General features: G+C 62.2%; 20 protein-coding genes. 2 read left to right on the top strand and 18 right to left on the bottom strand.

Annotation, left to right across the window (positions count from 1 at the left end; genetic code table 11):
* Nucleotides 1–20: 20 nt before the first annotated feature.
* The 11 genes from BM026_RS10835 to hutU all read right to left on the bottom strand — a co-directional run bounded on the left by BM026_RS10835 (nucleotide 21) and on the right by hutU (nucleotide 13440).
* The gene (locus tag BM026_RS10835; RefSeq protein ID WP_093121412.1) at nucleotides 21–956 is read right to left on the bottom strand and encodes an alpha/beta hydrolase; all 936 of its coding nucleotides are present in this window, start codon (nucleotides 954–956) and stop codon (nucleotides 21–23) included.
* Nucleotides 953–1885, bottom strand: coding sequence for a choline ABC transporter substrate-binding protein (locus BM026_RS10830; protein ID WP_093121415.1), 933 nt, complete (start codon nucleotides 1883–1885; stop codon nucleotides 953–955). The genes BM026_RS10835 and BM026_RS10830 overlap by 4 nt, the downstream gene beginning before the upstream one ends.
* 205 nt (nucleotides 1886–2090) lie before the next feature.
* On the bottom strand, nucleotides 2091–2891 hold the full coding sequence (gene hutG, locus BM026_RS10825) for an N-formylglutamate deformylase (protein ID WP_093121421.1): 801 nt from the start codon (nucleotides 2889–2891) through the stop codon (nucleotides 2091–2093).
* A gap of 12 nt (nucleotides 2892–2903) precedes the next feature.
* Entirely contained in the window at nucleotides 2904–4109 is a 1206-nt protein-coding gene (gene hutI / locus BM026_RS10820) for an imidazolonepropionase (RefSeq protein WP_092246322.1), read from the bottom strand.
* 151 nt (nucleotides 4110–4260) lie between these two features.
* Nucleotides 4261–5799 (bottom strand): histidine ammonia-lyase, encoded by a 1539-nt coding sequence (gene hutH / locus BM026_RS10815; protein ID WP_093528485.1) that lies wholly within the window; start codon nucleotides 5797–5799, stop codon nucleotides 4261–4263.
* A gap of 20 nt (nucleotides 5800–5819) precedes the next feature.
* Nucleotides 5820–7331 (bottom strand): histidine ammonia-lyase, encoded by a 1512-nt coding sequence (hutH, locus tag BM026_RS10810; protein ID WP_093121939.1) that lies wholly within the window; start codon nucleotides 7329–7331, stop codon nucleotides 5820–5822.
* A 137-nt stretch (nucleotides 7332–7468) separates the two neighbouring features.
* A complete protein-coding gene (locus tag BM026_RS10805) occupies nucleotides 7469–8293 on the bottom strand; it encodes a quaternary amine ABC transporter ATP-binding protein (RefSeq protein ID WP_093528482.1) in 825 nt (274 codons plus the stop codon).
* Nucleotides 8290–9141, bottom strand: coding sequence for an ABC transporter permease (locus BM026_RS10800; protein WP_012721776.1), 852 nt, complete (start codon nucleotides 9139–9141; stop codon nucleotides 8290–8292). Before BM026_RS10800 ends, BM026_RS10805 begins: the two co-directional genes overlap by 4 nt.
* A 72-nt stretch (nucleotides 9142–9213) precedes the next feature.
* Nucleotides 9214–10179 (bottom strand): ABC transporter substrate-binding protein, encoded by a 966-nt coding sequence (locus BM026_RS10795; protein WP_071492407.1) that lies wholly within the window; start codon nucleotides 10177–10179, stop codon nucleotides 9214–9216.
* Between the two features lie 69 nt (nucleotides 10180–10248).
* Entirely contained in the window at nucleotides 10249–11694 is a 1446-nt protein-coding gene (locus BM026_RS10790; protein ID WP_092246316.1) for a purine-cytosine permease family protein, read from the bottom strand.
* 42 nt (nucleotides 11695–11736) lie between these two features.
* Entirely contained in the window at nucleotides 11737–13440 is a 1704-nt protein-coding gene (hutU, locus tag BM026_RS10785) for a urocanate hydratase (RefSeq protein ID WP_071492409.1), read from the bottom strand.
* Nucleotides 13441–13876: 436 nt separating this feature from the next.
* Here hutU and BM026_RS10780 point away from each other — a divergent pair, with 436 nt between their 5' ends.
* Nucleotides 13877–14275 (top strand): hypothetical protein, encoded by a 399-nt coding sequence (locus BM026_RS10780; protein ID WP_092246313.1) that lies wholly within the window; start codon nucleotides 13877–13879, stop codon nucleotides 14273–14275.
* A 42-nt stretch (nucleotides 14276–14317) separates the two neighbouring features.
* Here BM026_RS10780 and BM026_RS10775 read toward each other — a convergent pair whose 3' ends face one another.
* Together BM026_RS10775 and hutC are read right to left on the bottom strand one after the other, a co-directional pair.
* Entirely contained in the window at nucleotides 14318–14875 is a 558-nt protein-coding gene (locus BM026_RS10775) for a HutD/Ves family protein (RefSeq protein WP_093528479.1), read from the bottom strand.
* On the bottom strand, nucleotides 14872–15582 hold the full coding sequence (gene hutC, locus BM026_RS10770; RefSeq protein WP_173668614.1) for a histidine utilization repressor: 711 nt from the start codon (nucleotides 15580–15582) through the stop codon (nucleotides 14872–14874). Before hutC ends, BM026_RS10775 begins: the two co-directional genes overlap by 4 nt.
* A 147-nt stretch (nucleotides 15583–15729) precedes the next feature.
* Here hutC and BM026_RS10765 point away from each other — a divergent pair, with 147 nt between their 5' ends.
* Complete coding sequence (locus BM026_RS10765) at nucleotides 15730–17094, top strand: formimidoylglutamate deiminase (protein ID WP_093121432.1); 1365 nt, start codon at nucleotides 15730–15732, stop codon at nucleotides 17092–17094.
* 116 nt (nucleotides 17095–17210) lie between these two features.
* Here the strand turns inward: BM026_RS10765 and BM026_RS10760 are convergent, their stop codons facing one another.
* The 5 genes from BM026_RS10760 to BM026_RS10740 all read right to left on the bottom strand — a co-directional run bounded on the left by BM026_RS10760 (nucleotide 17211) and on the right by BM026_RS10740 (nucleotide 23776).
* Nucleotides 17211–17780 (bottom strand): lipocalin family protein, encoded by a 570-nt coding sequence (locus BM026_RS10760; protein ID WP_058423714.1) that lies wholly within the window; start codon nucleotides 17778–17780, stop codon nucleotides 17211–17213.
* Between the two features lie 30 nt (nucleotides 17781–17810).
* Nucleotides 17811–18065 carry a hypothetical protein gene (locus BM026_RS10755; protein WP_093528476.1) on the bottom strand — a complete coding sequence of 85 codons (255 nt, stop codon included), beginning with the start codon at nucleotides 18063–18065 and terminating at the stop codon, nucleotides 17811–17813.
* Between the two features lie 176 nt (nucleotides 18066–18241).
* Entirely contained in the window at nucleotides 18242–19252 is a 1011-nt protein-coding gene (locus BM026_RS10750) for a class 1 fructose-bisphosphatase (protein ID WP_092246301.1), read from the bottom strand.
* Nucleotides 19253–19361: 109 nt separating this feature from the next.
* Complete coding sequence (locus BM026_RS10745) at nucleotides 19362–20717, bottom strand: DUF3999 domain-containing protein (protein WP_093528632.1); 1356 nt, start codon at nucleotides 20715–20717, stop codon at nucleotides 19362–19364.
* The gene (locus BM026_RS10740) at nucleotides 20717–23776 is read right to left on the bottom strand and encodes a DUF2339 domain-containing protein (protein ID WP_093528473.1); all 3060 of its coding nucleotides are present in this window, start codon (nucleotides 23774–23776) and stop codon (nucleotides 20717–20719) included. Before BM026_RS10740 ends, BM026_RS10745 begins: the two co-directional genes overlap by 1 nt.
* Between the last annotated feature and the right edge of the window lie 105 nt (nucleotides 23777–23881).

Genomic DNA, 23881 nt, shown 5'->3' with positions numbered 1-23881 from the left:
ATGAGCATGTCCTAGAGCGCTTAGACCTGTGTCAGCCCTTCGCTCCCCAGGTAATCCAGCAGGAAATCGTAGAGCCGATCCACCTCCGGCACGTGCCGCCGCGCCCTCAGGCAGCCGTGCACCAGGCCTTTGCCCGGATACAGCACGGTGCTCACACCCGCTGCTTGCAGACGCTCGGCGTAAAGCATGCCGTCATCGCGCAGCGGGTCGAACTGGGCCACGGCGATGAGCGCCCTGGGCAAACCGCTGAAGTCATTGGCCAGCAGCGGCATGGCATAGGCTATGGGCTTGCCGCTGCCCTGCAGGTACAGCGCCAGGTAACAGTCGGTGTCGGCGCTGCTGAGCAAGGGGGCATCCGCGCAGTCGCGTCTCGACGGCAAGTCAGGCGGGCCGCCCAGCCCCGGGTAAATCAGCACCTGGGCCAGCGGCAGTGGCTGCCGGTCGTCGCGCAACCCCAGGCACAACGCCGCGGCCAGGTTGCCGCCCGCGCTGTCGCCGATCACCACCAGACGTTGCCGGTTGATGGCATGCGGCCCCTGCCCCGCCTGGATCGCCTGCCACACGACGCGGCAATCCTGATAGGCAGCGGGGAACGGATGCTCCGGCGCCAGCCGGTAATCGATGGCGATCACCAGCACCTGCAAGGTACTGGCCAGTTCGAAACAGATGAAATCGTGGGAATCCAGCCCACCGACCACCCAACCACCACCGTGCATATAAAGGAGGCACGGCCAGCCATCCAGGGGCGTGGGGGCAGTGGGCAAATAGCTGCGCACACTCACGCCAGCCAGGGAAAAATCCGCAATCGTCAGCCCCTCGGGCACCGGCGGGGTAAACGCCAGGCACATGCGGTCATAGCCGTTGCGCAACCCAGCCAGCGACGTGTCGTCGCTGGTGAAAGACTCGGTCCTCGCTACGAACGCTGCCAGTTCAGGCGAAATCGGGTATGGATTCATTTAAGGCTCGCCTGCACCGCCGCCACACCATCGCCGCCATCAAACGCCTTTACCCCGGCCAGCCAGCGCTGCAAATCCTCGGGATGGTCGCGCAGCCATTGTCTGGCCACGTCCTGCGGCGACTGGCGTTCCATGATCGGCACCATCAGTTGGCTTTCCTGGGCGGCGGTGAAGGTAAGGTTCTCCAACAGGCGGTTGGCGTTGGGGCAACGCTCGGCAAAGTCCGGCGCGGTGACGGTGGACACGGTGGCACGGCCTTCGTCGGGGCCGAACACGTCTTCGCTGCCGGTGAGGTAGGCCATTTTCATGTTGATGTTCATCGGGTGCGGGGTCCAACCGACGAACACCACGAACTCCTTGCGATTCACCGCGCGCTGCACGGCGGCCAGCATGCCCGCCTCACCCGAGGCCACCAGCTTGAAGCCGCCCAGGCCGAAACGATTGGTGTCGATCATTTTCTGGATATCGGTATTCGCGCCGCTGCCCGGCTCGATGCCATAGATCTTGCCGCCCAGTTTGTCCTTGAAGCGGGCGATGTCGGCAAAGGTCTTCAAGCCTGCGTCGGCTACGTACTGCGGCACGGCCAGGGTGGCCTGGGCGTCGGCGAGGCTCGGGGTGTCGAAGACCTTGACCTGCCTGGCCGCCAGGAACGGCGCAATGTTGTTGTCCATCGCGGGTTTCCAGTAGCCGAGGAAGATGTCCAGGCGCTTGTCGCGGATGCCGGCGAAGATGATCTGCTGCACCGCGCTGGTCTGCTTGCTGTCGTAGCCCAGGCCATTGAGCAGCACGTCGGCCATGCCCGAGGTGGCGATCACGTCGGTCCAACTGACCACGCCCATGCGGATGCTTTTGCAGGAGGTCGGTTCGGCGGCCATGGCGTGTGCACTGAGCAGTGCGACACAGGTGAGGGGCAACAACAGTTTTTTCATGGGTGAGCACTCACTCGGCTGTTTTTATTAAACAACCTTACGCAGTGAGCATGCATTCAACACGAACTGTGGCGACCGGCAGTTGCACTGGGGCGACGGTGAGACCGCCATCGGGGGCAAGTCCCCTCCCACATTTGACTGGGTTCGCCAATCAAAAGGTGGGAGGGGGGCTTGCCACCGATAGCTATTCCAGCAGCACCCCAATTCACCGATAGCGCGCTTGCCCCCAGGCCAATACCCCCTCCAGCAATTGCTTCAACACCACCCGCGTCGGTTCGGCCAAATCAGGGCGATACCGAAACGGTTCAACCTCTTCCATATAAGTGCTCTGGCACAACTCCAACTGCACCGCGTGGACATCCTGAGCCGGATCGCCGTAATGCCGGGTGATGTGGCCGCCCTTGAAGCGCCCGTTCAGTACATGGGAGTACTGCGGGTGCGCGGCGCAAATGGCTTCCAATTGGCTGGCCAATTCGGGATCACACGCGGCGCCATTGAAAGTGCCAAGGTTGAAGTCCGGCAGCTTGCCGTCGAACAGGTGCGGGATCACCGAGCGGATCGAGTGCGCATCGAACAGCAAGGCATAGCCGAACTCGGCCTTGAGGCGCGCCAGTTCTTCTTGCAGGGCACGGTGGTACGGCCCCCAGATTTTCTGGAGGTAGCTGACGCGTTCCTCCGGGGACGGCTCCAGCCCTTCGCGGAACAACGGCACGCCGTCGAACAGCGTTGCCGGGTACAGCCCGGTGGTCGCGCCGGCGTACAGCGGCTTGTCGTCGGATGGCCGGTTCAGGTCGATGACAAACCGCGAGTATTCGGCGGCCAGGGTGCTGGCGCCCAGCTCTTCGGCGAAGTCATACAGCGCAGGAATGTGCCAATCGGTATCCGGCAGGCTTTGCGCCTCGGGGATCAACCCCGCTTCGACCGCAGGCGTCAGGCGCAGACCGGCATGGGGCATGCTGATCAGTAGCGGAACGCGGCCTTGTTTGAAGTTCAGAACCTTATCCACAAGCAGTACTCCTCACACAGTGACGTCGACGCCATGGCGCACGACGCGTTTATCCAGCTCGCCACCCAACCAGTAGGCGAGGTCGGCGGGGCGATCGATTTGCCAGGCGACAAAATCCGCGACCTTGCCCACTTCCAGGGAGCCGTGGGTGTCGCCCATGCCTAATGCGGTAGCCGCATGTTGCGTGGCACCGGCCAGGGCTTCTTCCGGGGTCATGCGGAACAGGGTGCAGGCCATGTTCAGCATCAGGCGCACCGACAGCGCTGGCGAGGTGCCGGGGTTGAGGTCGCTGGCGATGGCGATCTTCACGCCGTGTTTGCGCAGGGCGTCCATCGGCGGCAACTGGGTTTCGCGCAGGAAGTAGAACGCGCCCGGCAGCAACACCGCGACGGTGCCGGAGGCGGCCATGGCGATGGCGTCTGCTTCGGTCATGAACTCCAGGTGATCCGCCGACAGCGCCTGGTAACGCGCGGCCAGGCTGGAGCCGTGCAGCGACGAAAGCTGCTCGGCGTGCAGCTTCACCGGCAAGCCCAGTTGCTGGGCGACCTTGAACACCCGCTCCACCTGCTCGGTGGAAAACGCCAGGTATTCACAGAACGCATCCACCGCGTCCACCAGCCCTTCCGCGGCCAGGGCCGGCAGCATCTCGGCGCAGATGTGCTCGATGTAATCGTCGGCGCGGTCCTTGTACTCCGGCGGCAACGCGTGGGCCGCCAGGCATGTGGCGCGCACGCTGACCGGCAGGGCTTCACCGAGGCGACGGGCCACACGCAGCATCTTGCGTTCGTTGGCCAGGTCCAGGCCGTAGCCGGACTTGATCTCCACGGTGGTGACACCGTCCCGTAGCAGACTGCGCAGGCGTTTTTCAGCACTGGCAAACAGCTCATCTTCGGTTGCGGCGCGAGTGGCGCGTACCGTACTGGCAATACCGCCGCCCTTGGCCGCGATCTCGGCGTAGCTCACGCCTTCGAGACGCTGCTCGAATTCGCCGCTGCGGTTACCGCCGAACACCGTGTGGGTGTGGCAGTCGATCAGCCCGGGGGTGACCCATGCGCCACGCAGGTCATGCACCTGGGCGTAATCCGCCGCAGGGACTTGACTGCGCGGGCCGACCCACTCGATGAGCGAACCGGCGGTGACCAGGGCGGCATCCTCGATGATCGAGTATTTGCCCTGGGCCATGGTTGCAATGTGGCAGTGTTGCCATAGCGTTTTCATCAACGCCTCCGTCTGTGGTCGGTGAAACTAATCCCTGTGGGTGGCTTGCCTGCGAAAGCGGTGGTTCAGGCTCAACATCTCCATCGCCAGTGCTGCCGTCTTCGCAGCCTCGCTGGGGCTCGACAGCTCCCACATTGGATCGCGTGCGCAGTTACAGGCTCGGCAGCAACCGAGCTGGCAGCAGCTCGTTGAGGCAGCGAGTGGCGAGCAGTTCGCTGGCGGCATTGATGTCCGGGGCGAAGAAGCGGTCCTTGTCATAGAAGCCCACTTTGGCGCGCAGGATGCCACGCGCCTTTTCCAGCTTCGGCGAAGTTTTCAGGCCTTCACGCAGGTCCAGGCCCTGGCACGCGGCCAGCCACTCAACCGCGAGAATGCCACGGGTGTTCTCAGCCATTTCCCACAGGCGTTTGCCCGCAGCCGGGGCCATCGACACGTGGTCTTCCTGGTTGGCGGAGGTCGGCAGGCTATCGACGCTATGGGGATGAGACAACGCCTTGTTCTCGCTGGCGAGCGCGGCAGCGGTCACCTGGGCGATCATGAAACCGGAGTTCACACCGCCATTGCCCACCAGGAACGGCGGCAGTTGCGACATGTGCTTGTCCATCATCAACGAGATACGGCGCTCACTCAGGGAGCCGATTTCGGCGATGGCCAGCGCCATGTTGTCGGCCGCCATGGCCACCGGTTCGGCGTGGAAGTTGCCACCGGAAATCACGTCGCCTTCAGCGGCAAACACCAGTGGGTTGTCCGACACGGCATTGGCCTCGACCACCAGCACTTCAGCGGCCTGGCGGAACTGGGTCAGGCAGGCGCCCATGACTTGTGGCTGGCAGCGCAGCGAGTACGGGTCTTGCACCTTGTCGCAGTTCTGGTGCGACTGGGACACCTGGCTGCTTTCGCCGAGCAAGTCGCGGTAGGCCGCTGCCGCGTCGATCTGGCCGCGCTGGCCGCGAGCCGCGTGGATACGCGCGTCGAACGGCGAACGCGAACCCAGCACCGCTTCCACGGTGAGGCCGCCGCAGGCCAGGGCGCCGGCGAACAGGTCTTCACCTTCGAACAGGCCACGCAGTGCATAGGCCGTCGACACCTGCGTGCCGTTGAGCAACGCCAGGCCTTCTTTGGCGGCAAGGGTCAGCGGCGTGAGGCCGGCGACTTTCAGCGCGTCGATCGCTTCCAGCCACTCGCCTTTGTAGCGTGCCTTGCCTTCGCCCAGCAGCACCAGGGACATGTGCGCCAACGGCGCCAGGTCGCCGGAGGCACCCACCGAACCTTTCAGCGGAATATGCGGGTATACCTCGGCGTTGATCAGCGCGATCAGCGCGTCAATCACCTGGCGGCGGATGCCGGAGAACCCACGGCTCAGACTGTTGACCTTGAGCACCATGACCAGCCGCACCAGCGCATCGCTGATCGGCTCACCGACGCCGGCGGCGTGGGACAGCACCAGGGAACGCTGGAGGTTTTCCAGGTCTTCGCTGGCGATGCGGGTCGAGGCCAGCAGGCCGAAACCGGTGTTGATGCCGTAGGCGGTGCGGTTCTCGGCGAGAATCTGCTCCACGCAGGCCACACTGGCGTCGATCTGCGCCGTAGCGCTGTGATCCAGACTGAGGGTTACCGGCTGCTGGTAGATGGCTCGCAGCTGGGCAAGGCTCAGTTGGCCTGGAATCAGGTTTAGCGCAGTCACATTCATACTCCTTCTGAATTGTTCTTTTAAAAGTGCACATTCGGTAAATCGGTGTTTTTCAGCAGCTGAGCGGCGGCGGCAATGTCCGGCGCCAGCCAGCGGTCCTGTTCATAGGCCGGGACGACTTCACGCAACAACCGCCAGGCACGGTCGGTGCCGGCGCCGAAACGTTGTTCCTTGAGAAACTCGAACGCCTGGGCCGCCAACAAGTATTCGATGGCGAGAATCTGGGTCACGTTGGCCAGCACCTGGTGCAGCTTGAGCGCGGCATTGGTGCCCATGCTCAGGTGGTCTTCCTGCAGGCCCGAGGTGACGAAGTTGTCGAGCACCGCAGGTTGCGCCAGTTGACGGTTTTGCCCGCACAGGGAGGCGGCGACGTACTGCACGATCATCATCCCGGAGTTGACCCCGGGGTTGCTGACCAGGAACGCCGGCAAGCCGCTGACGTGCGGATTGATCAGGCGGTCCAGGCGACGTTCGGCCACCGAACCGATTTCGGCCATGGCGATCGCCAGCATGTCCGCCGCCAACGCCACGGACTGGCCGTGCGGGTTGGCCTGGGACACCACGCGGTAGTGTTCCGGCGTGCCGAGCACCAGCGGGTTATCGGTGGCGCTGTTGAGTTCGGTCTCGATCTGACGGGTGGCGTGCTCTACCTGGTCGCGGGCCGCGCCGTGGATCTGCGGGATCGAGCGAATGCTCAGGGCGTCCTGGGTACGGATGCCTTTGCTGCTGGCGATCACTTCACTGCCATCGAGCAAGGCGCGCAGATGGGTCCCCACGTGCTGCATGCCCGGGTGCGGCTTGAGCGCGATGATTTCTTCATCGAAGGCATCGATCTGCCCACGCTGGGCTTCGAAACTCATGGCGCCGATCACGTCAGCCCATTGCAGCAAGTGATGGGCGTCGGCCAAGGCCAGGCAGCTCAGGCCGGTCATGCACGGCGTGCCGTTGACCAGGCACAGGCCGTCCTTGGCGCCGAGCGCCACCGGCCGCAGGCCTTCCGCGCTCAATGCGTCTTGAGCCGGAACGACCCGACCTTGGTAACTCACGTTACCCACGCCCAGCACAGCCACACCAACATGGGCCATATGGGTCAGGTAACCCACCGAGCCCTGGGATGGCACTTGCGGCGTGATGCCGTGGTTGAGCAGCGCCAGCAGCGAATGCACCACCTGCGGATGCAGGCCGGATTTGCCGTGACTGTAGTTGATGATGGCGGCGCAGATGATCGCGCGGGTCTGCTCGTCGCTCAGCACCGGGCCGACGCCACAGGCGTGGCTGAGCAAGGTGTTGCGCGACAGTTGGCTGAGTTGCTCGCCCTTGAGCGACACATTGCACAGCGCGCCCAGGCCGGTGTTCACGCCATAGGCGCGCTCACCGCTGGTGACGATGCGCTGCACGATGGCCTGGGCATTGTCGATGCGCGCCCAGGCCTGGCCCGAGAGTTCGAGCACGGCGCCGTGGCGGGCGACGGCGACCACGTCCTGCCAGCGCAGCGGGGTGTCGGCGATGATGACTTTTGTTGCCTGGGGCATGTTCATACTCTCTTCAATTCTTGTGCAGCCTTACCGGCCTTATCGGGGGCAAGCCCCCTCCCACATTTGGAATGCACTCCCCTGTGGGAGGGGGCTTGCCCCCCGATGAGGCCATCAGCCTCACCAACACATCCAGATCAGACCACCGCCGCCCGCCGCTGGACAAACCGATCCACATACTCATCCGCCGGCGAATGCAGGATCTCCCGAGGCGTGCCGACCTGGATCAGCTTGCCGTCCTTGAGGATCGCAATGCGGTTGCCGATACGCACGGCCTCGTCGAGGTCGTGGGTGATGAACACGATGGTCTTGTGCAGGGTCTTTTGCAGTTCCAGCAACTGGTCCTGCATCTCGGCGCGGATCAGCGGGTCGAGTGCGCTGAAGGCTTCGTCCATCAGGATGATGTCGGTGTCGGCCGCCAAGGCGCGGGCCAGGCCGACACGCTGGCGCATGCCGCCGGAGAGCTGGTGCGGGTATTTGTTTTCGTAGCCCTTGAGGCCCACGGTTTCGATCCACTGCAACGCGCGCTCGGCGCAGACCTGCTTGGTTTCGCCACGCACCTTCAGGCCATAGGCGACGTTGTCGAGCACGCTCTTGTGGGGCAGCAGGCCGAAGCTCTGGAACACCATGCTGATCTTGTGCCGACGGAATTGGCGCAGGGCTTCTATGTCCAGTTGCAGGATGTCTTCGCCGTCCACCAGGATCGCGCCGCTGGTGGGGTCGATCAGGCGGTTGAAGTGACGCACCAGTGTGGACTTGCCGGAACCCGACAGCCCCATGATCACAAAGATCTCACCGGTGCCGATGCTCAGGGACAGGTCGTTCACACCGACCACGCAGCCGGTCTCGGCCAGCACCTGGTCCTTGGTCTTGCCCTGGCCGATCAACGACAGCGCATCCTTGGAACGCGCGCCGAAGATCTTGAAGACGTTTTTGACTTCGATTTTGCTGACAGTAGTCATTTGCTCGCCTCATGCCGTGGACGACCATAGGCCTGGGTAATGCGGTCGATGACCACTGCGAGAATCACGATGGCCAGGCCAGCTTCAAGGCCACGCCCGACGTTGAGGGTCTGGATGCCGACGAGTACGTCTTCACCCAAGCCACGGGCGCCGATCATCGAGGCGATCACCACCATCGACAGCGCCATCATGGTGGTCTGGTTGATACCGGCCATGATGCTCGGCAACGCCAGCGGCAGTTGCACACCGAACAGTTGCTGCCAGCGGTTGGCACCGAAGGCGTTGATGGCTTCCATGACTTCACCGTCGACCTGGCGAATGCCCAGGTCGGTGAGGCGAATCAGCGGTGGCGCGGCGTAGATCACCGTGGCGAAAATCGCCGGGACCTTGCCCAGGCCGAACAGCATCAGCACCGGGATCAGGTACACGAAGCTCGGCATGGTCTGCATGATGTCCAGCAGCGGCATCAATACCGAACGCAAGCGATTGCTGCGCGCCGACAGGATGCCCAGCGGAATGCCGATCAGCACCGAGATCACCGTAGCGACCATCATCAGGGCCAGGGTCTGCATCAGCTTGTCCCACAGGCCAACCGCGCCCACCAGGAACAGCAGGCCGACGATCACCGCCGTGGTCACCACCTTGCGGGTCGCGTGCCAGGCGACGGCGCCGACGATGGCCAGCATCAGCCACCAGGGCGCTGCGCGCAGCAAGCCTTCCAGGTTGACGATGGCCCACAGCAGGGTGTCGGAGATGTGCCGGAACACATCGCCGTAGTTGGTGACCAGTGAGTCCACCCAACCGTTGACCCAGTCGGCGATGGAAAACGTAAAACTCTCAGGAAACATATCGTGCTCTCGATCCAGTGGGTTGTGGCCAGGCGCCCGGCCAGCCCCTCAGGGTAGCCGGGCACGCTTGACCTACAAGGCCGCGTCGATTTTCTTGGCTGCGTCGTCGCTCACCCAGGCGTGCCAGACTTCAGGATGTTCCTTGAGGAAAATTTTCGCCAGTTTTGGCGACTCAATTCGCTCCTTGGCCATGCGGCCCAGGTTCTGGTTCAGCAGGTCGATGGGCAGGTTGACCTTTTCCAGCACGGCCACCAATTCAGGGGCTTGCTCGTGGAAGGTCTTGGACAGGCCGACCTTGATGCTCACGCTTTTATCCACGCCGGGTTTTTCTTCCAGCTTGACCAAATCGACCTGGCCCATCAGCGGCGTGGGCGACCAGTAGTAGAACAGGATCGGCTCGCCACGCTTGTAGCTCGACAGCACCGCCGCATCCAGCGCCGGGCCGGTGCCGGGGCGGAAGTTGGTGTAGGTGCTTTCCAGCCCATAGCTTTTCAGCATCTCGCTGTTGTCCAGCTCGCAGGTCCAGCCGGCCGGGCAGTTGTAGAAACGACCCTTGGAGGGCTCTTCCTGGTCCTTGAACACCGAGGCGTACTTGGCCAGGTCGGCGATGTTTTTCAGGTCCGGGGCCTTGGGTTCCAGCTTGCGCTTGGCGTCGCCTTCGATCACATAGCGCGGCACGTACCAGCCTTCGATAGCGCCCACTACAGGGGCACCGACGCCGACGACTTTGCCGGCCTTCTCGGCCTTGTTCCAGACCTCGCTGCGGCCGACCCACTCTTCGGCGAACACCTGGATGTCATTGCTGCTCAGGGCGTTTTCCATGGTGATGGAGTTGCCCGGCAGGCTGTCGGTTTTGCAGTCGTAGCCTTTTTCCAGCACGGTTTGCAGGATGTCAGTGAGCAACATGCCGCTCTCCCAGTTCAGCCCGGCGAATTTCACCGGTTTGCCGGATTCGCACCAACCGGCTGCCTGGGCGCCAGCGCTGGCCAGCAAGCCCGCAGAGAGCAAGGTAGCCATCAGGGTCTTATGCATTTTCATTGTTGTGACGCTCCCAATCTTGAAATGGATTACGGCAGTCAGTAGGCATCCTGCCCTGTCCACGTCCCATCAGGCCTGTGCAGCCAGCCCGTTTGTTGTGGGTATAGCGCCCTGCTCTGTTGGCAGGATCAGTTGATCGGGCACGGTGCCGTGCCATTTTTTCGCACACAGGTAATACAGCGCTGCGGGCAGTACCAGGCCGATGATCCAGGAGATATCCACATCACCCAGCGCAGCCACCAAGGGACCTGTGTAGAACTTGGTGGAGATGAACGGCAACTGCACCAGCACGCCGAACACGTAGACGCTGATTCCCAGCAGGTTCCAGCGGCCATAGCGACCGTTCGGGTCGGCCAGCGCCGGTACGTCATAGCGCTCGCGGGTGATGCAGTAGTAGTCCACCAGGTTGATCGCGCTCCAGGGCGTGAAGAACGCCAGCAGGAACAGGATGAAGGACTTGAACGCCCCCAGGAACGAGTGCTGGCCGAGCAATGCGATCAGGGTCGCCGTGCCGACAATCGCCAGCACGAACACCAGGCGCTGCAGGCGCGTGACCTCCAGGCGACCACGAAAGCCGCTGATGATGGTCGCGATGCACATGAAGCTGCCGTAGGAGTTCAGCGTCGAGATGGTGACCTTGCCGAACGCGATGCTGAAGTACAGCAACGCAGCGGTAGCACCCGTGCCACTCAAGCCCACGATGTACGCCACTTCATGCCCGGCGAACTGACCGTTGGACATGGCCGCGGCAAACACGCCCAGCACCATGGCCACCTGCGCGCCCACCACCGAACCGGCGCCGGCGGCGAAAAAGGTTTTCACCGATGACGTCTTGCTTGGCAGGTAACGCGAGTAGTCCGCCACGTACGGGCCGAAGGCAATCTGCCAGGAGGCCGCGAGCGATACCGCCAGCAGGAAACTGCTCCAGCTGAAGTGGCGGATTTGCAGGAGTGCGCCCACATCGGTCTGGCTCACCAGCCGGCTGAACAGGTAGACAAAGGCGACCACGCCAATGACGCTGGCGACGCGGCCAATGAAATGGATCACCCGGTAGCCGAGCACCGTGACCAACACGATCACGCTGGCGAAAATCAGGATGCCCACGCTGTCGCTGACCCCGAACAACTGGCCCAGCGCCTGCCCCGAAAGCACGGTGCCAGTGGCGGTGAAACCCAGGTACATCAGGCACACCAGTACGATCGGAATCGCCGCGCCATACACACCGAACTGCACCCGGCTGGAGATCATCTGTGGCAGGCCCAGCTTGGGCCCTTGCGCCGCATGCAACGCCATGACCCCACCGCCGATCAGTTGGCCGATCAACAGACCGATCAACGACCAGAACACATCACCGCCCAGCACCACGGCCAGGGCTCCGGTGACAATCGCGGTGATCTGCAGGTTGGCGCCCATCCACAGGGTGAACTGGCTGAACAGACGACCGTGTCTTTCCGCTTCCGGGATGTAGTCGATCGAACGCCTTTCGATCAACGGGGTGGTGTCATTTGCAGCCATGTCGGTTCAACCTCTGATGGATTGTTTCAGGGTGGTGCTGGCTTACTTGATCATCGGCAGGTTCAAGCCCTGCTCCTTGGCGCAATCGATCGCGATCTGGTAACCGGCGTCTGCGTGGCGCATCACCCCGGTGGCCGGGTCGTTGTGCAGCACACGGGCAATCCGCTCAGCCGCTTCATCGGTACCGTCGCAGACGATGACCATGCCGGAGTGCTGGGAGAAGCCCATGCCCACACCACCACCGTGGTGCAGCGACACCCAGGTCGCGCCGCTCGCGGTGTTGAGCAGAGCGTTGAGCAGCGGCCAGTCGGACACGGCGTCGGAACCGTCCTGCATGGCTTCGGTTTCGCGGTTCGGGCTTGCGACCGAGCCGGAATCGAGGTGGTCACGACCGATCACCACCGGTGCCGACAACTCGCCGCTGCGCACCATTTCGTTGAACGCCAGGCCGAGCTTGGCGCGCTGGCCCAGGCCAACCCAGCAGATACGTGCCGGCAGGCCCTGGAAGCTGATGCGTTCGCGGGCCATGTCCAGCCAGTTGTGCAGGTGCGCGTCGTCCGGGATCAGCTCTTTGACTTTGGCGTCGGTCTTGTAGATGTCCTGCGGGTCACCGGACAGCGCCGCCCAGCGGAACGGGCCGATGCCACGGCAGAACAGCGGGCGGATATAGGCCGGGACGAAACCCGGGAAATCGAAGGCGTTTTCCACGCCCTCTTCCTGGGCCATCTGGCGGATGTTGTTGCCGTAGTCGAAAGTCGGGATGCCTTGCTTCTGGAATTCCAGCATGGCTTTGACGTGCACGGCCATCGACTGCTTGGCGGCCTTGATCACGGCGGCGGGCTCGGTCTTGGCGCGGGCGCGGTATTCGTCCCAGGTCCAGCCAGCGGGCAGGTAACCGTTGAGAGGGTCGTGGGCGCTGGTCTGGTCGGTGACCATGTCCGGGCGCACGCCACGCTTGACCAGTTCCGGCAGGATTTCGGCGGCGTTGCCCAGCAGGGCGATGGAGATAGCCTTGCCTTCCTTGGTGTATTTGGCGATGCGTGCCAGGGCGTCGTCGAGGTCGGTGGCTTGTTCGTCGACATAACGGCTGTTCAGGCGGAAATCGATGCTGACCTGCTGGCACTCGATGTTCAGCGAGCAGGCGCCAGCCAGAGTGGCCGCCAGCGGCTGGGCGCCGCCCATGCCGCCGAGGCCGGCAGTCAGTACCCAACGGCCTTTGAGGTCACTGTTGTAATGCTGGCGACCGGCTTCGACGAAGGTTTCGTAGGTGCCCTGGACGATGCCCTGGCTGCCGATGTAGATCCAGCTGCCGGCGGTCATCTGGCCGTACATGGCCAGGCCCTTGGCATCCAGTTCGTTGAAGTGCTCCCAACTGGCCCAGTGCGGCACCAGGTTGGAGTTGGCGATCAGTACACGCGGTGCATTGCTGTGGGTCTTGAACACGCCGACCGGCTTGCCGGATTGCACCAGCAGGGTTTCGTCGTCATTCAGGTGGGTGAGGCTCTCGACGATCTGGTCGTAGCACTCCCAGTTGCGTGCTGCGCGGCCAATACCGCCATACACCACCAGCTCTTTCGGGTTCTCGGCCACTTGTGGATCGAGGTTGTTCATCAGCATGCGCAGCGGCGCTTCAGTCAGCCAGCTTTTGGCGGTGAGCTTGTTACCGTGGGCGGCACGGATTTCGACGTCACGGTATTTTGTAGGCCTGGCTTTAGAAAAATCGGTCACGACTGGACTCCTCGGCATGATGCGCGAACATGGATGGTGCGAAGGAGAGTCTTACGCACACATCTTTACTTGTACATACAAGCATATGCAATCAAGCGGCCAACTTTAGAAAGGCGTTGTCGGGATTTTTTGTGAAGGGGTGTGCAAGCCTTGGAAATTGAGGCTTTGAGGCTTGATGAAATTTCTTGCAGACGTTTCTTCCCGGGAGAGGGGTTTGTCACCCCAATGCAGCATTGCGCCGCATTGGGGCATTCGGTAACAAAATGGTGCGCACGGTTGGGAATCGAGGGTGGGCATGCGTAGCAGTGAAATGGCGCGCCTGGCCTGCCAGGTAAAAGGCGCGTCCCAACGACGATTTTTCTGAGTTATCTGTAGCCCAGTAAAAACGGATTTTTTTGTATATTCAGTGGTTTAGAGTCGGCTTTCACACACCCAACACCATGGAAGACTTATCGTGACCACTCTAAAACGGGCAGGCATCTTTATCGTACTCATGGCGACAAGCATGGCTTCAGTCCAGGCCATTGCCGACACCTTTACTGCGACCCTTGATAAAACAGGAAAAATTACTGCGCAGTCACCCAAGTGGATCAAGGACGTGAAACTCACCGCCCAACCTGATTACTTCTCCGATTACAAAGTCAGGTTTGTGCCGGGAGTGTTCAAGGACGCGCCACGGTTTTGCACCGTGTCGGTGACGGACGTCAGCTCCAATGATCACATCTTCTACGGCCACGCCAAGTTGGGGAGCGTCCCGGCGATCAACTACGTCAACGTTTTAACGCTGAAAGTGGGAGACAACAAACCCGCGGGCGATTCTTCGATGGGCTTTCAACTGATGTGCGTTAAGTAAACCCATCTCCCCACGCTGGCTGAGCGCCGGTCATACAAGCGCTCAGCTGTTGCTCAGTTCGATAACACAACAGCGACCGCTCACGGCAACCTCCAGCAGGCCAGTGTTACCGTCCACTTGCAGGCAGTCGTGATGGCCTAGCTTTTGGTCCAGCACCTTCACTTCATCCGCGACACTGAACACCAGCACTGTCTGCGCCGTGCTGAAGAAGCGCTGTTCGCCATCGATCCATTGCAGCCGTGCGTGGTAACGCTGGGGCGAATAGATCAGGTTGAAGTCGCGGATCGGCCCGGTGATCAAACGGCATGACACCTGGCTGTCACCCTTGAACGCAAAAGCTTGCAGCGGCAGCAACCCGCGCTGCTCCTCGCCGTCCACGGTCAAGACCATGCCGGCGCCCTTGATTACGGTGATCGCGCGCTGATAGCCGGCAAAGGTGGAGAAACCGCCGGATTCAGCGATATCCGCAATCGACAAGCGCCAGCCAAAGCCATCCAGCCCTGTACCTGCATCACGGGTGATTTCTTCAGTGCTGCCGCCGCCGTTTTTCCACGGCATGCGTACGTACTCAGCGGCGCGCCAGACTTTTACGCTACTCATTTACTGAAACGTCCTTCCAGGCTGTGACGGGAACCGGGGTGGATCAAACGCGCAGCGGTCACCGGCTGGCGACCCGACCAGGTGCGTCGGCGGATCAACAGGCACGGCTCACTGGGCTCGATCTGCAGCAGTTTGCATTCGGCCGCATCGGCGAGGATGGCTTCGACCACATGCTCGCCTTCGGTCAGTGGCGCCACTTGGTTCAGGTAGGCGTAAGGCGTTTGCTGGGTGAAATCCTGCTGCAGGTATTCCGGCGCGACCAGGGCATTGACGAAGCGGTCTTCGATTTGCACGGGAATATCGTTTTCGAAGTGCACGATCAATGAATGGAACACCCGCCCGCCTTCACGCATCTCCAAGGCAACGGCGCGCTCGGAACCGGCGGCCTCTTCACCCAGGGTGATGACCTGGCAGGTATGCCGGTGACCGCGGGAGGCGATCTCATCGGCGATGTTGTGCACCTCGAACAGCGCCGACTGGCTCTTGGGTTCGGCGACAAACGTGCCGACGCCTTGCATGCGCACCAGCAACCCTTCGGCGGTGAGTTCGCGCAGGGCGCGGTTGATGGTCATGCGACTGAAACCCAGTTGGCTGACCAACTCGCTCTCCGATGGCACGCGGTAATGGGGCGGCCAGTTGCCGTTGAGGATCTGCTGGCTGATCATCTGTTTGACGCGGGCATACAAGGGCGCCGGACTTTCGTCCATGTGGGCAGCCAGCGAAGAGTTGGCGGGCGGAGTCGGCACGGGGAATCCTTGCAGAGGAAAAAGATGCATAGATTGCCGGAGTTTACCGAGCAGGCAAACGTCTGTATATGTATATACAAATAAACACACGACCGGGGTGCCTTGATCATGTCCGCTTTCTTCGCCGAACGCGCGCTGCTGCCTGATGGATGGGCCAATGATGTACGTCTTGAAGTCAGCGCCGATGGCCTGCTGACCAACGTTGAGGCCAATGCCAGCGCAGAGGGGGCCGAACGGCTGAGAGGGCCGGTCTTGGCGGGTATGCCGAACTTGCATTCTCACGCATTCCAGCGTGCCATGGCCGGCTTGGCCGAGGTGGCCGGCAACCCGAATGACAGTTTCTGGACCTGGCGCGACCTGATGTACCGCATGGTCGGCAAGATCGACCCGGACCAACTCCAGGTCATCGCGCGCCAGCTGTATATCGAGATGCTCAAGGCCGGCTATACCTCGGTGGCCGAGTTTCACTACGTGCACCATGACGTCAGCGGCCAGCCCTATGCCGATCGCACACAATTGTCGCGGCAGATCAGCCAGGCGGCGGCCAGCAGCGGGATTGGCCTGACGTTGTTGCCGGTGCTCTACACCCACTCTGGGTTTGGCGGCCAGGCGCCCAATGAAGGCCAGCGGCGCTTTATCAACAGCACTGAAAATTATCTGGAGCTGCAAGCGCGTCTGCAGCCAATTCTGGCCGCGCAACCCGCACAGCAACTGGGCCTGTGTTTTCACTCGCTACGCGCCGTCACACCGCAACAAATCAACGAAGTGCTGGCCGCCAGCGACAAGGCGTGCCCGGTGCATATCCACATTGCCGAGCAGCAGAAGGAAGTCGACGACTGCCTGGCCTGGAGCGGCAAACGCCCACTGCAATGGCTGTATGACAATGTCGACGTCGATGAACGCTGGTGCCTGGTGCACGCCACCCATGCCGACGCCGATGAGGTGACGCGCATGGCCAAGAGCCGGGCGATTGCCGGTTTGTGCCTGACCACCGAGGCCAACCTGGGTGATGGGATTTTCCCGGCGGTGGACTTCCTCGTCCAGGGCGGACGCCTGGGTATCGGCTCCGACAGCCATGTGTCACTGAGCGTGGTGGAAGAATTGCGCTGGCTGGAATACGGCCAGCGCCTGCGTGATCAACGGCGTAACCGCTTGTATCGCAGTGACCAGCCGATGGTTGGGCGCACGCTGTTCGATGCCGCGCTGGACGGTGGTGCCCAGGCGCTGGGGCAGCCAATTGGCCGATTGGAAGTGGGCAAACGTGCGGATTGGATTGTGCTGGACGGTAATGATCCGTACCTGGCCACGGCGACCGAGGACGGGATTCTGAATCGCTGGTTGTTTGCCGGCGGTGATCGGCAGGTGCGGGATGTGCTGGTGAATGGAAAGTGGGTGGTGCGTGATGGGCATCATGCCGGCGAAGAAGAAAGCAGCCGAGCGTTCACACAGGTCTTGAGGGATTTACTCGGTTAAAAACGGTGGCAGGGGGCTTGCCCCCGATAGCGATGTATCAGAGTCAGATGTGCTGACTGACACACTGCAATCGGGGGCAAGCCCCCTCCCACAATTGGATCGGTGGTGATCCAGAGTTATTGCGAAGTCTTCGCCATCTGCTTGTCCGACGTACGCCAGATCAACCGTGTGGTGTCATACCCCTGCTGTCGCGCCCTGCTCAGCAGGTCTTCGCGGGTGTCCGCATTGACCGTTGGCGTGCGCGAAAGGATCCACATGTAGCGCCGGCTCGGGCTGCCGACAATGGCGGTTTTGTAGTCATCGCTGACATACAGCACCCAGTAGTCGCCCTTGGCGACGCCCGGCAGCAGCGAGGTGAACCAGTTGTTGAATTCCACCCAGAGCTTGTCGGTCTTGCCCGGCACTTGCGGGGTGGCGGTACCCTTGGCTTCCTCCCACTTCCATTCGGTCGTCAGGCAGCGGTTGAACACCGACATGTCGCCGTCGGGCAACAGGGTGTAGCGGGCTTCGGACTGCGCACAGTTGCGCTGGAAGTACATCGGCAATCGGGCCAACTCATACCAGGTGCCCTGGTAGCGCTTGAGGTTGACGTTGCTCGCTGTCTTGGGTTGCAGATCATCGCCAGAATGGCTGGCACAGCCCGCCAAAAACAGGCTGGCACAAAGGAACAAAACAAAACGCATCATTCTTCTTCTCCCGCAGGCTTGCGCCCCGGTTTACTTCAGGCCTTGCCCGGAAAACATCAGAACCTTGTCACCGGCATATTGAACGCTGATAAAGCTGTTTTTATCGCCCCAGCTACAACTGGACATGCCCAGTGCGCCGGAACAATCGGTCGGCTTGCCCAGCAACGACTCCACCTCAGCCTTGGCCATGCCAGCCGACAATTTTTGATAGTTTTCTTGGTTGACCTTGCTGCAAGCGGCCAACAGCACGCAAAAAGCCAGCAAAGCGAAACGGCGTAACGACATGGAAACACTCCTGGAGGGACGAAGCAGCGTGGGTATCTGCCAGAAGCTTAGAAGGGAAAAGAGGTGTCTGGTTCCCGATGAGCGAAAACAAAAAAGCCCCAAAAACGCTGAAACGTTTCGGGGCTTCTTCAACGGTGAACCGGCTCACAACAACACCAGTCACTTGTCGCCGCAGCTTACTTCTTGTGGTAAGCCGTCACGCGCTCGACTTCTTCCTTCGACCCCAGGAACACCGCCACACGCTGGTGCAGGCCTTCCGGCTGAATGTCGAGGATGCGCTGATGGCCGTCGGTGGACGCGCCGCCCGCCTGCTCAACCAGGAACGACATCGGGTTGGCTTCGTACATCAGGCGCAGTTTGCCCGGCTTGGACGGCTCGCGGCTGTCGCGTGGGTACATGAACAGGCCACCACGGGTCAGGATGCGGTGCACGTCGGCGACCATCGCGGCCACCCAGCGCATGTTGAAGTTTTTCTTCAACGGGCCTTCCTCACCTTCCATCAACTCGTTGACGTAGCGCTTCACCGGCTCTTCCCAGTGGCGCTGGTTGGACATGTTGATCGCAAATTCCTGGGTCGACCCAGGAATGGAGATGTCTTCGTGGGTCAGTACGAAGCTGCCCATTTCACGGTCCAGGGTGAAGCCCTTGACGCCGTCACCCAGGGTCAGCACCAGCATGGTCTGCGGGCCGTAGATCGCGTAGCCGGCAGCGACCTGCTCGGTGCCTGGCTGCAGGAAGGCTTTTTCGTTCAGCGCTTCGTTCTGGCTCAGGTATTCATTCGGGCAACGCAGTACCGAGAAGATGGTGCCGACCGGTGCGTTGATATCGATGTTGGACGAACCGTCCAGTGGGTCGAACACCAACAGGTACGCGCCTTTCGGGTATTTGCCGGGGATCTGGTAGGCATTGTCCATTTCTTCGGACGCCATGCCGGCCAGGTGACCGCCCCATTCGTTGGCTTCGAGCAGGATTTCGTTGGACAGGACGTCGAGCTTCTTCTGCACTTCGCCCTGCACGTTTTCAGTGCCCATGCTGCCCAGGACACCACCCAGTGCGCCTTTGGAAACGGCGTGGCTGATTTCCTTGCAAGCACGCGCCACCACTTCGATAAGGAAGCGCAGATCGGCAGGCGTGTTGTTGCTGCGGGTCTGCTCGATCAAATAGCGACTCAAGGTAACGCGGGACATGTAAGGCTCCGGAGAATGGGGGGCTTGAAAACCCGCGCAGTTTAACGCGAGTCGGGGCGTATTTCCTCCTATCAGAGGATTTAAACCCAATAGAGTTCATGGACTTTATTTAACGTGCCGCCGGCGGCTTGCGCAGCAAACTGTAGGCCATGGCGCCCAGTGCCGCCACGCCGAGCAGCAGTACGGCCCAGAGCCCAAGCTTTTTCCAGTTCGTCCCGGGATCGGCAGCGGCTACCATCGCAACCGGTGTGACCGCGACTTCCCCGACGACCTTGGCCTGCCCCAGCGTCTCGAAGCGCTCGGGTTTGTAGTCCGGGATCAAGGTCGACAGCGGCAAGCTCGCGGCCTTGGCGGACGCATTGCCCAACGCCAGCGTAAACGGTGGCTCCCCCCGCGCCAGGAACACCAACTGCGTGGCACGCACTGCAAAGCGCAGCGCCGGCGCCTCGACGCCCAGACCACCACCGCGCTCATCTACCTGCAATTTGAGCTCGGCCACCGTTTGCCCCGGCAGTTGCAGTTCATCCTGCACCACGTCCTGGCCATTCTGGGTCAGGCGATACAACAGACCATTGCTCAACGGCTGCCATGCCTGCTTGCTGTCCCTTCGACCGGATAACGTCACGGGCGCCAGCGTGTTGGGTTGCTTCAACTCGACGCGCAAGCGTTCGATGCTCACCCCCGCCGACAACTGCCAACTGTATTCCCCGGCGCCAAGCCGCGTACCCGTGAGCGGCTGCGACCATACCAACGGCAGCGGCACGCTGCTGCGGGTAGCGCTCACCAGTTTGGCCGAGGTCAGCAGCGGCGCCGCCTGGCCCTGCCAGACCAGACGCAGGTAGCGCGCCGATTGCCCGGGCAAGTTCACGTCATGTTGCTCGACCCGTTCGTCGGCAAACGACAAGCGCGCCACCTGCCCATCGCCCCAGGCGTCCCAGTGCTGCAAGTCATCACTGGCCTCGATGCTGAAACGCTGGAAGCCCTCCTGTTCGCGGCTCCAGTCCAGGGTCAATTGCTGCAAGGGCGCCTTGATCGCGCTGGCGTCCAACACCCAGCCGCGCAGTACTTGCTTGCCGGGTTTGGGTGCAGTGGATGGGGTGATTTCCACCAAGGTGCCTGTGGTAGAGGCCTTCATCACCACGTCGGGCAACGCTGTTTGAGTGTCGGCGGCGTACAGCGGGAACCACTTCACGTCAGTGACGTTGCGACTCTCGGAGCGTTGCGCGGACTGGCGAGACAGCGCATAGGCCTGGGGTTCACCGGCGGCGTTAAACACTCGCACATCGCTGAGATCGGCCTGGCGTGCATTCAGTTGAACCGCCAACGGCAAGTCCAGGCGATACCAGGGGCCAGTGCCGCTCACGGCGAGCGGCACCTGGGTGGCGAAATCAGCCGGCCGCTCTTGAGCAAACGCCACCGAGCACAGCGTCCATATCGTTAACCCACTCAGACTCAGCTTGCCTATCAAGAAGACGCTCCCTCAGTTTCAATACGTTTGGGCGGCAACGGTGCAAAATAGCCCACCACCAGCAACAACCCGCCCACGCCGATAAACGACACGATCCGCGCCAGGCCGCCGCGGTTACTCAATTCGACGAAGAACAGCTTGGCCACCACCACCGCAATCAGCGCCGCGCCGATCAGCCACACTTCACGACGATGGCGCAGGTGGCCGCCGATCATCAGGCCGAGGGCGATCAGGGTCCAGACAATCGACAGGCCGGCCTGTACCAGCATCGACTCCAGCAACGCATCCCATTGAAACGGCACGCCGCCCCAATGGTGGGCCGTGCGCATCACCAGCGCGGTAAAGAAGGCGAACAGCGAAAGCCCCGCGACACCTTGGGCGATCGACTCGACACGCGGCCCCCGCTGCGGCGCGGCGCTGCGCGACCACAGGTAAATGCCCAGCAACGCGAACAGCAGGCCCAGGTCCAGCGGATTGAGCATGGGCAGATAGGGCAGCGGCTTGGCAGTGCCGTCACTGAAGATGTTCGCCAGCCAGAACCAACCGAGCATCAGCACCGCCAGCGGCAATGCGGCGAGCACGCGGTATTCCCTTGGGTACGCGGAAACAGGCCACGGCCAGCTGCGCGGCGCGGCGGCCAGCACCAGGTACAGGCTTGGCAGGATCGCCCAGCCCAGCCAGCGCCAGGCGTTGTATTCGCTCGAGAGCATCAGCAAGCCGTAGCGCAGTTCCAGTGCCAGTACGCCGATCAGCATCCAGCAGCCCAGTACATGAGCCGCGCTTAAGACCTTTCCAGGCACCAGTGCCGCCAAACGTCGCAGCGAGATGAAATGCACCCCGAACACCGCCAGCCAGGCCAGCCAGCCGAACTGCGCGGCTGGGTGGTAATACTCGGTCCATGCGTCCCACAACACCAGGCCCGCCGCAGGCATCAGCAACGTGCTGGCGAGACCCAACGCCACCCAGCGCAAACGCAGCGCCAGTAACGTCCAGATCACCCCGCTCAGCGCAGCCGCCAGCAGCAACAGTGCAGCGTGCAAAGGTACAGGCGCCAAGCGCCACACTTCAATGATCACCGCCAGCGCCCACCACGCCACACCCCAGGCCAGCAGAGCTGAGGACAAACGGCCACGGGGCAAGCGCCAGGCGCCGGGCATTGCCGCCAAGGCAATGATCATCGGCGTCCAGGCATTGCTCACGGGGTCGAGGGCAAACAGCGCGCCCGAAAGGACTTGCACAGCAATGCCACAGCGCACTACCACCGGCGAGCCGATACGCTGGCCCACCCATAGGGTCGCAAGGCCCGCAACTGCCCAACTGACGATGCTGCCTTGGGTTGAAAACAACAGCGGCGCCAGCAGGTAGGCGCAACCCAGGCCGAGTATGGCGAGCCCTGGAGCGCCGAGACGTTCCCAACGCCGGCTCTGCTCCGGCGCGGCTTTGTGTAGTTGGTAAAAACTGAACAACAGTGCAGCGCCCAGCAACAATGCCCCTAATGGAGGGCCCAGCAGCAAGGTGTCCTGGCCATCGCGCAGTTCGCTGAGGAAGGCGAGCAACGAACCCAGTTGCAACAGCAAGGCGAACGCCCGCGCCACGGGGCGATGCTGGCGTAGGCCGAGCCAGAAGATCCCGGCGCCTTCGACAGCCCACGCCGCAGCGGTCCAGCGTGCATCGAGGCCCAAGGGAATGGCCAGGCTGGCGAAGATCACCCCCAGGGCCAGACAGGTTTCCGTCAGGAGCCCGGCGCGCCCACCACTGAATACACGGGCCAAGACCATGTAAATAATGCCCAGGCCCAGCGCACTGAACGCAGCGGCGAACTCAAGGTGTTGCACCAGCGCGAACTGCAAGCCAAAGCCCACCAGCGGCGGGCCGAACAACAAGGTGCCGTCGACATAGTCGCCCTTGCGCAATTGCGTACCCAGGCTGTCGCCCTCGCCCATCTCCAGCAACTTGCGCCAGGCATACAACAGGCCGATTGCCAGGTACATCGCGAAAAACAGGAGCAGGAACGGCTCGGTGCTCCACAACAGCTCCGGCGTGTAGGAACGCATACCCCAGGCGAAACCGATCCCGAAGGTGCCCACAAAGCCGATCACATTCAGCAGGCGCCAGGCCTTGAACCAGGCAATCGCGAGAATGCCGGCATTGAGCAACGCAAAGTAACTGAACAACGCCACATGGCTTCCGGCGCCGGTCGATACCAGGATCGGTGCCGCAAAACCGCCCAAAGCCGCCGCACAGGCGAGGCCGAGGGCATCCTGGGTGATCGCCAGGATCGCTGAAAATACCGTGACGGCGACCAGCAACCCCATTGCCGCGCCGGGATCGATCAGCAGATGCACACGCATCGCCGCAAACACCGTGAGGTACAACACCGCAATGCCCGCGCCCTGCAGCATCAACCCGTAGTTGCTGTTGCGCAGCCGCAGCCACCAGCCCAGGCCCAGCAGGCCCACCGCAGCCGCAGCCACACCGGCATAACGCAGCTCGATCGGCACCACCATGCCTTCGGTGGCGTAGCGCAGCAGGAACGCCAGGCCGAGAAAGAGCAGCACCACCCCGACGCGCAGCACCGTGTTGCCGCCAAACAGCCAATTGCGTGCACCGTTGAGGGCACGCTCGATAAGGTTGGGGCCACGCGGGATGGCAGGTTCTTTAGGGGACGACGACGCAGCCGGTGCCCACACATCATCCGGCAGCGGCTGGCTCGGTTCGGCGACCATGGCTACAGGTGTCAGCTCGGCAGGCAGCTCCCAGACCAGCTCAGGCGTTTGGGCGACGGGGGTGGGTTCTGCCACGGCGGGCTCGACAAACACGCTGCTGGTTGCAGGCGCAGGCACTTCCAGTTGCCGCAGGCGCTCACCCAGCGCTATCAGCGACTTCTGCGTGGTTTCCAACTGACGCGCCTGTTGGTCCACCTGGGAGGACAGCTTCGCCAGGCGGATCGCCTGGCCAATGCCCAGCCCCAACAGCGCACCGATGCCCGCATCGCTGAACGACTCATCGAGCGTCCAGCCGAGCACCAGGCCAATCAGCATGAAAATCCATTGCATGGTCGATATTCCCTAGGCAAACCGGCGCCCAGTATATCGATGCAGAACCAATGTGGGAGGGAGCTTGCGCCCGATAGCGGTGCACCAGTCGACATATCTGCAAAC

It is taken from the genome of Pseudomonas sp. NFPP24 (assembly GCF_900112095.1).
Lineage (GTDB): Bacteria > Pseudomonadota > Gammaproteobacteria > Pseudomonadales > Pseudomonadaceae > Aquipseudomonas > Aquipseudomonas extremorientalis.
This window is presented reverse-complemented; position numbering and strand designations above follow the sequence as displayed.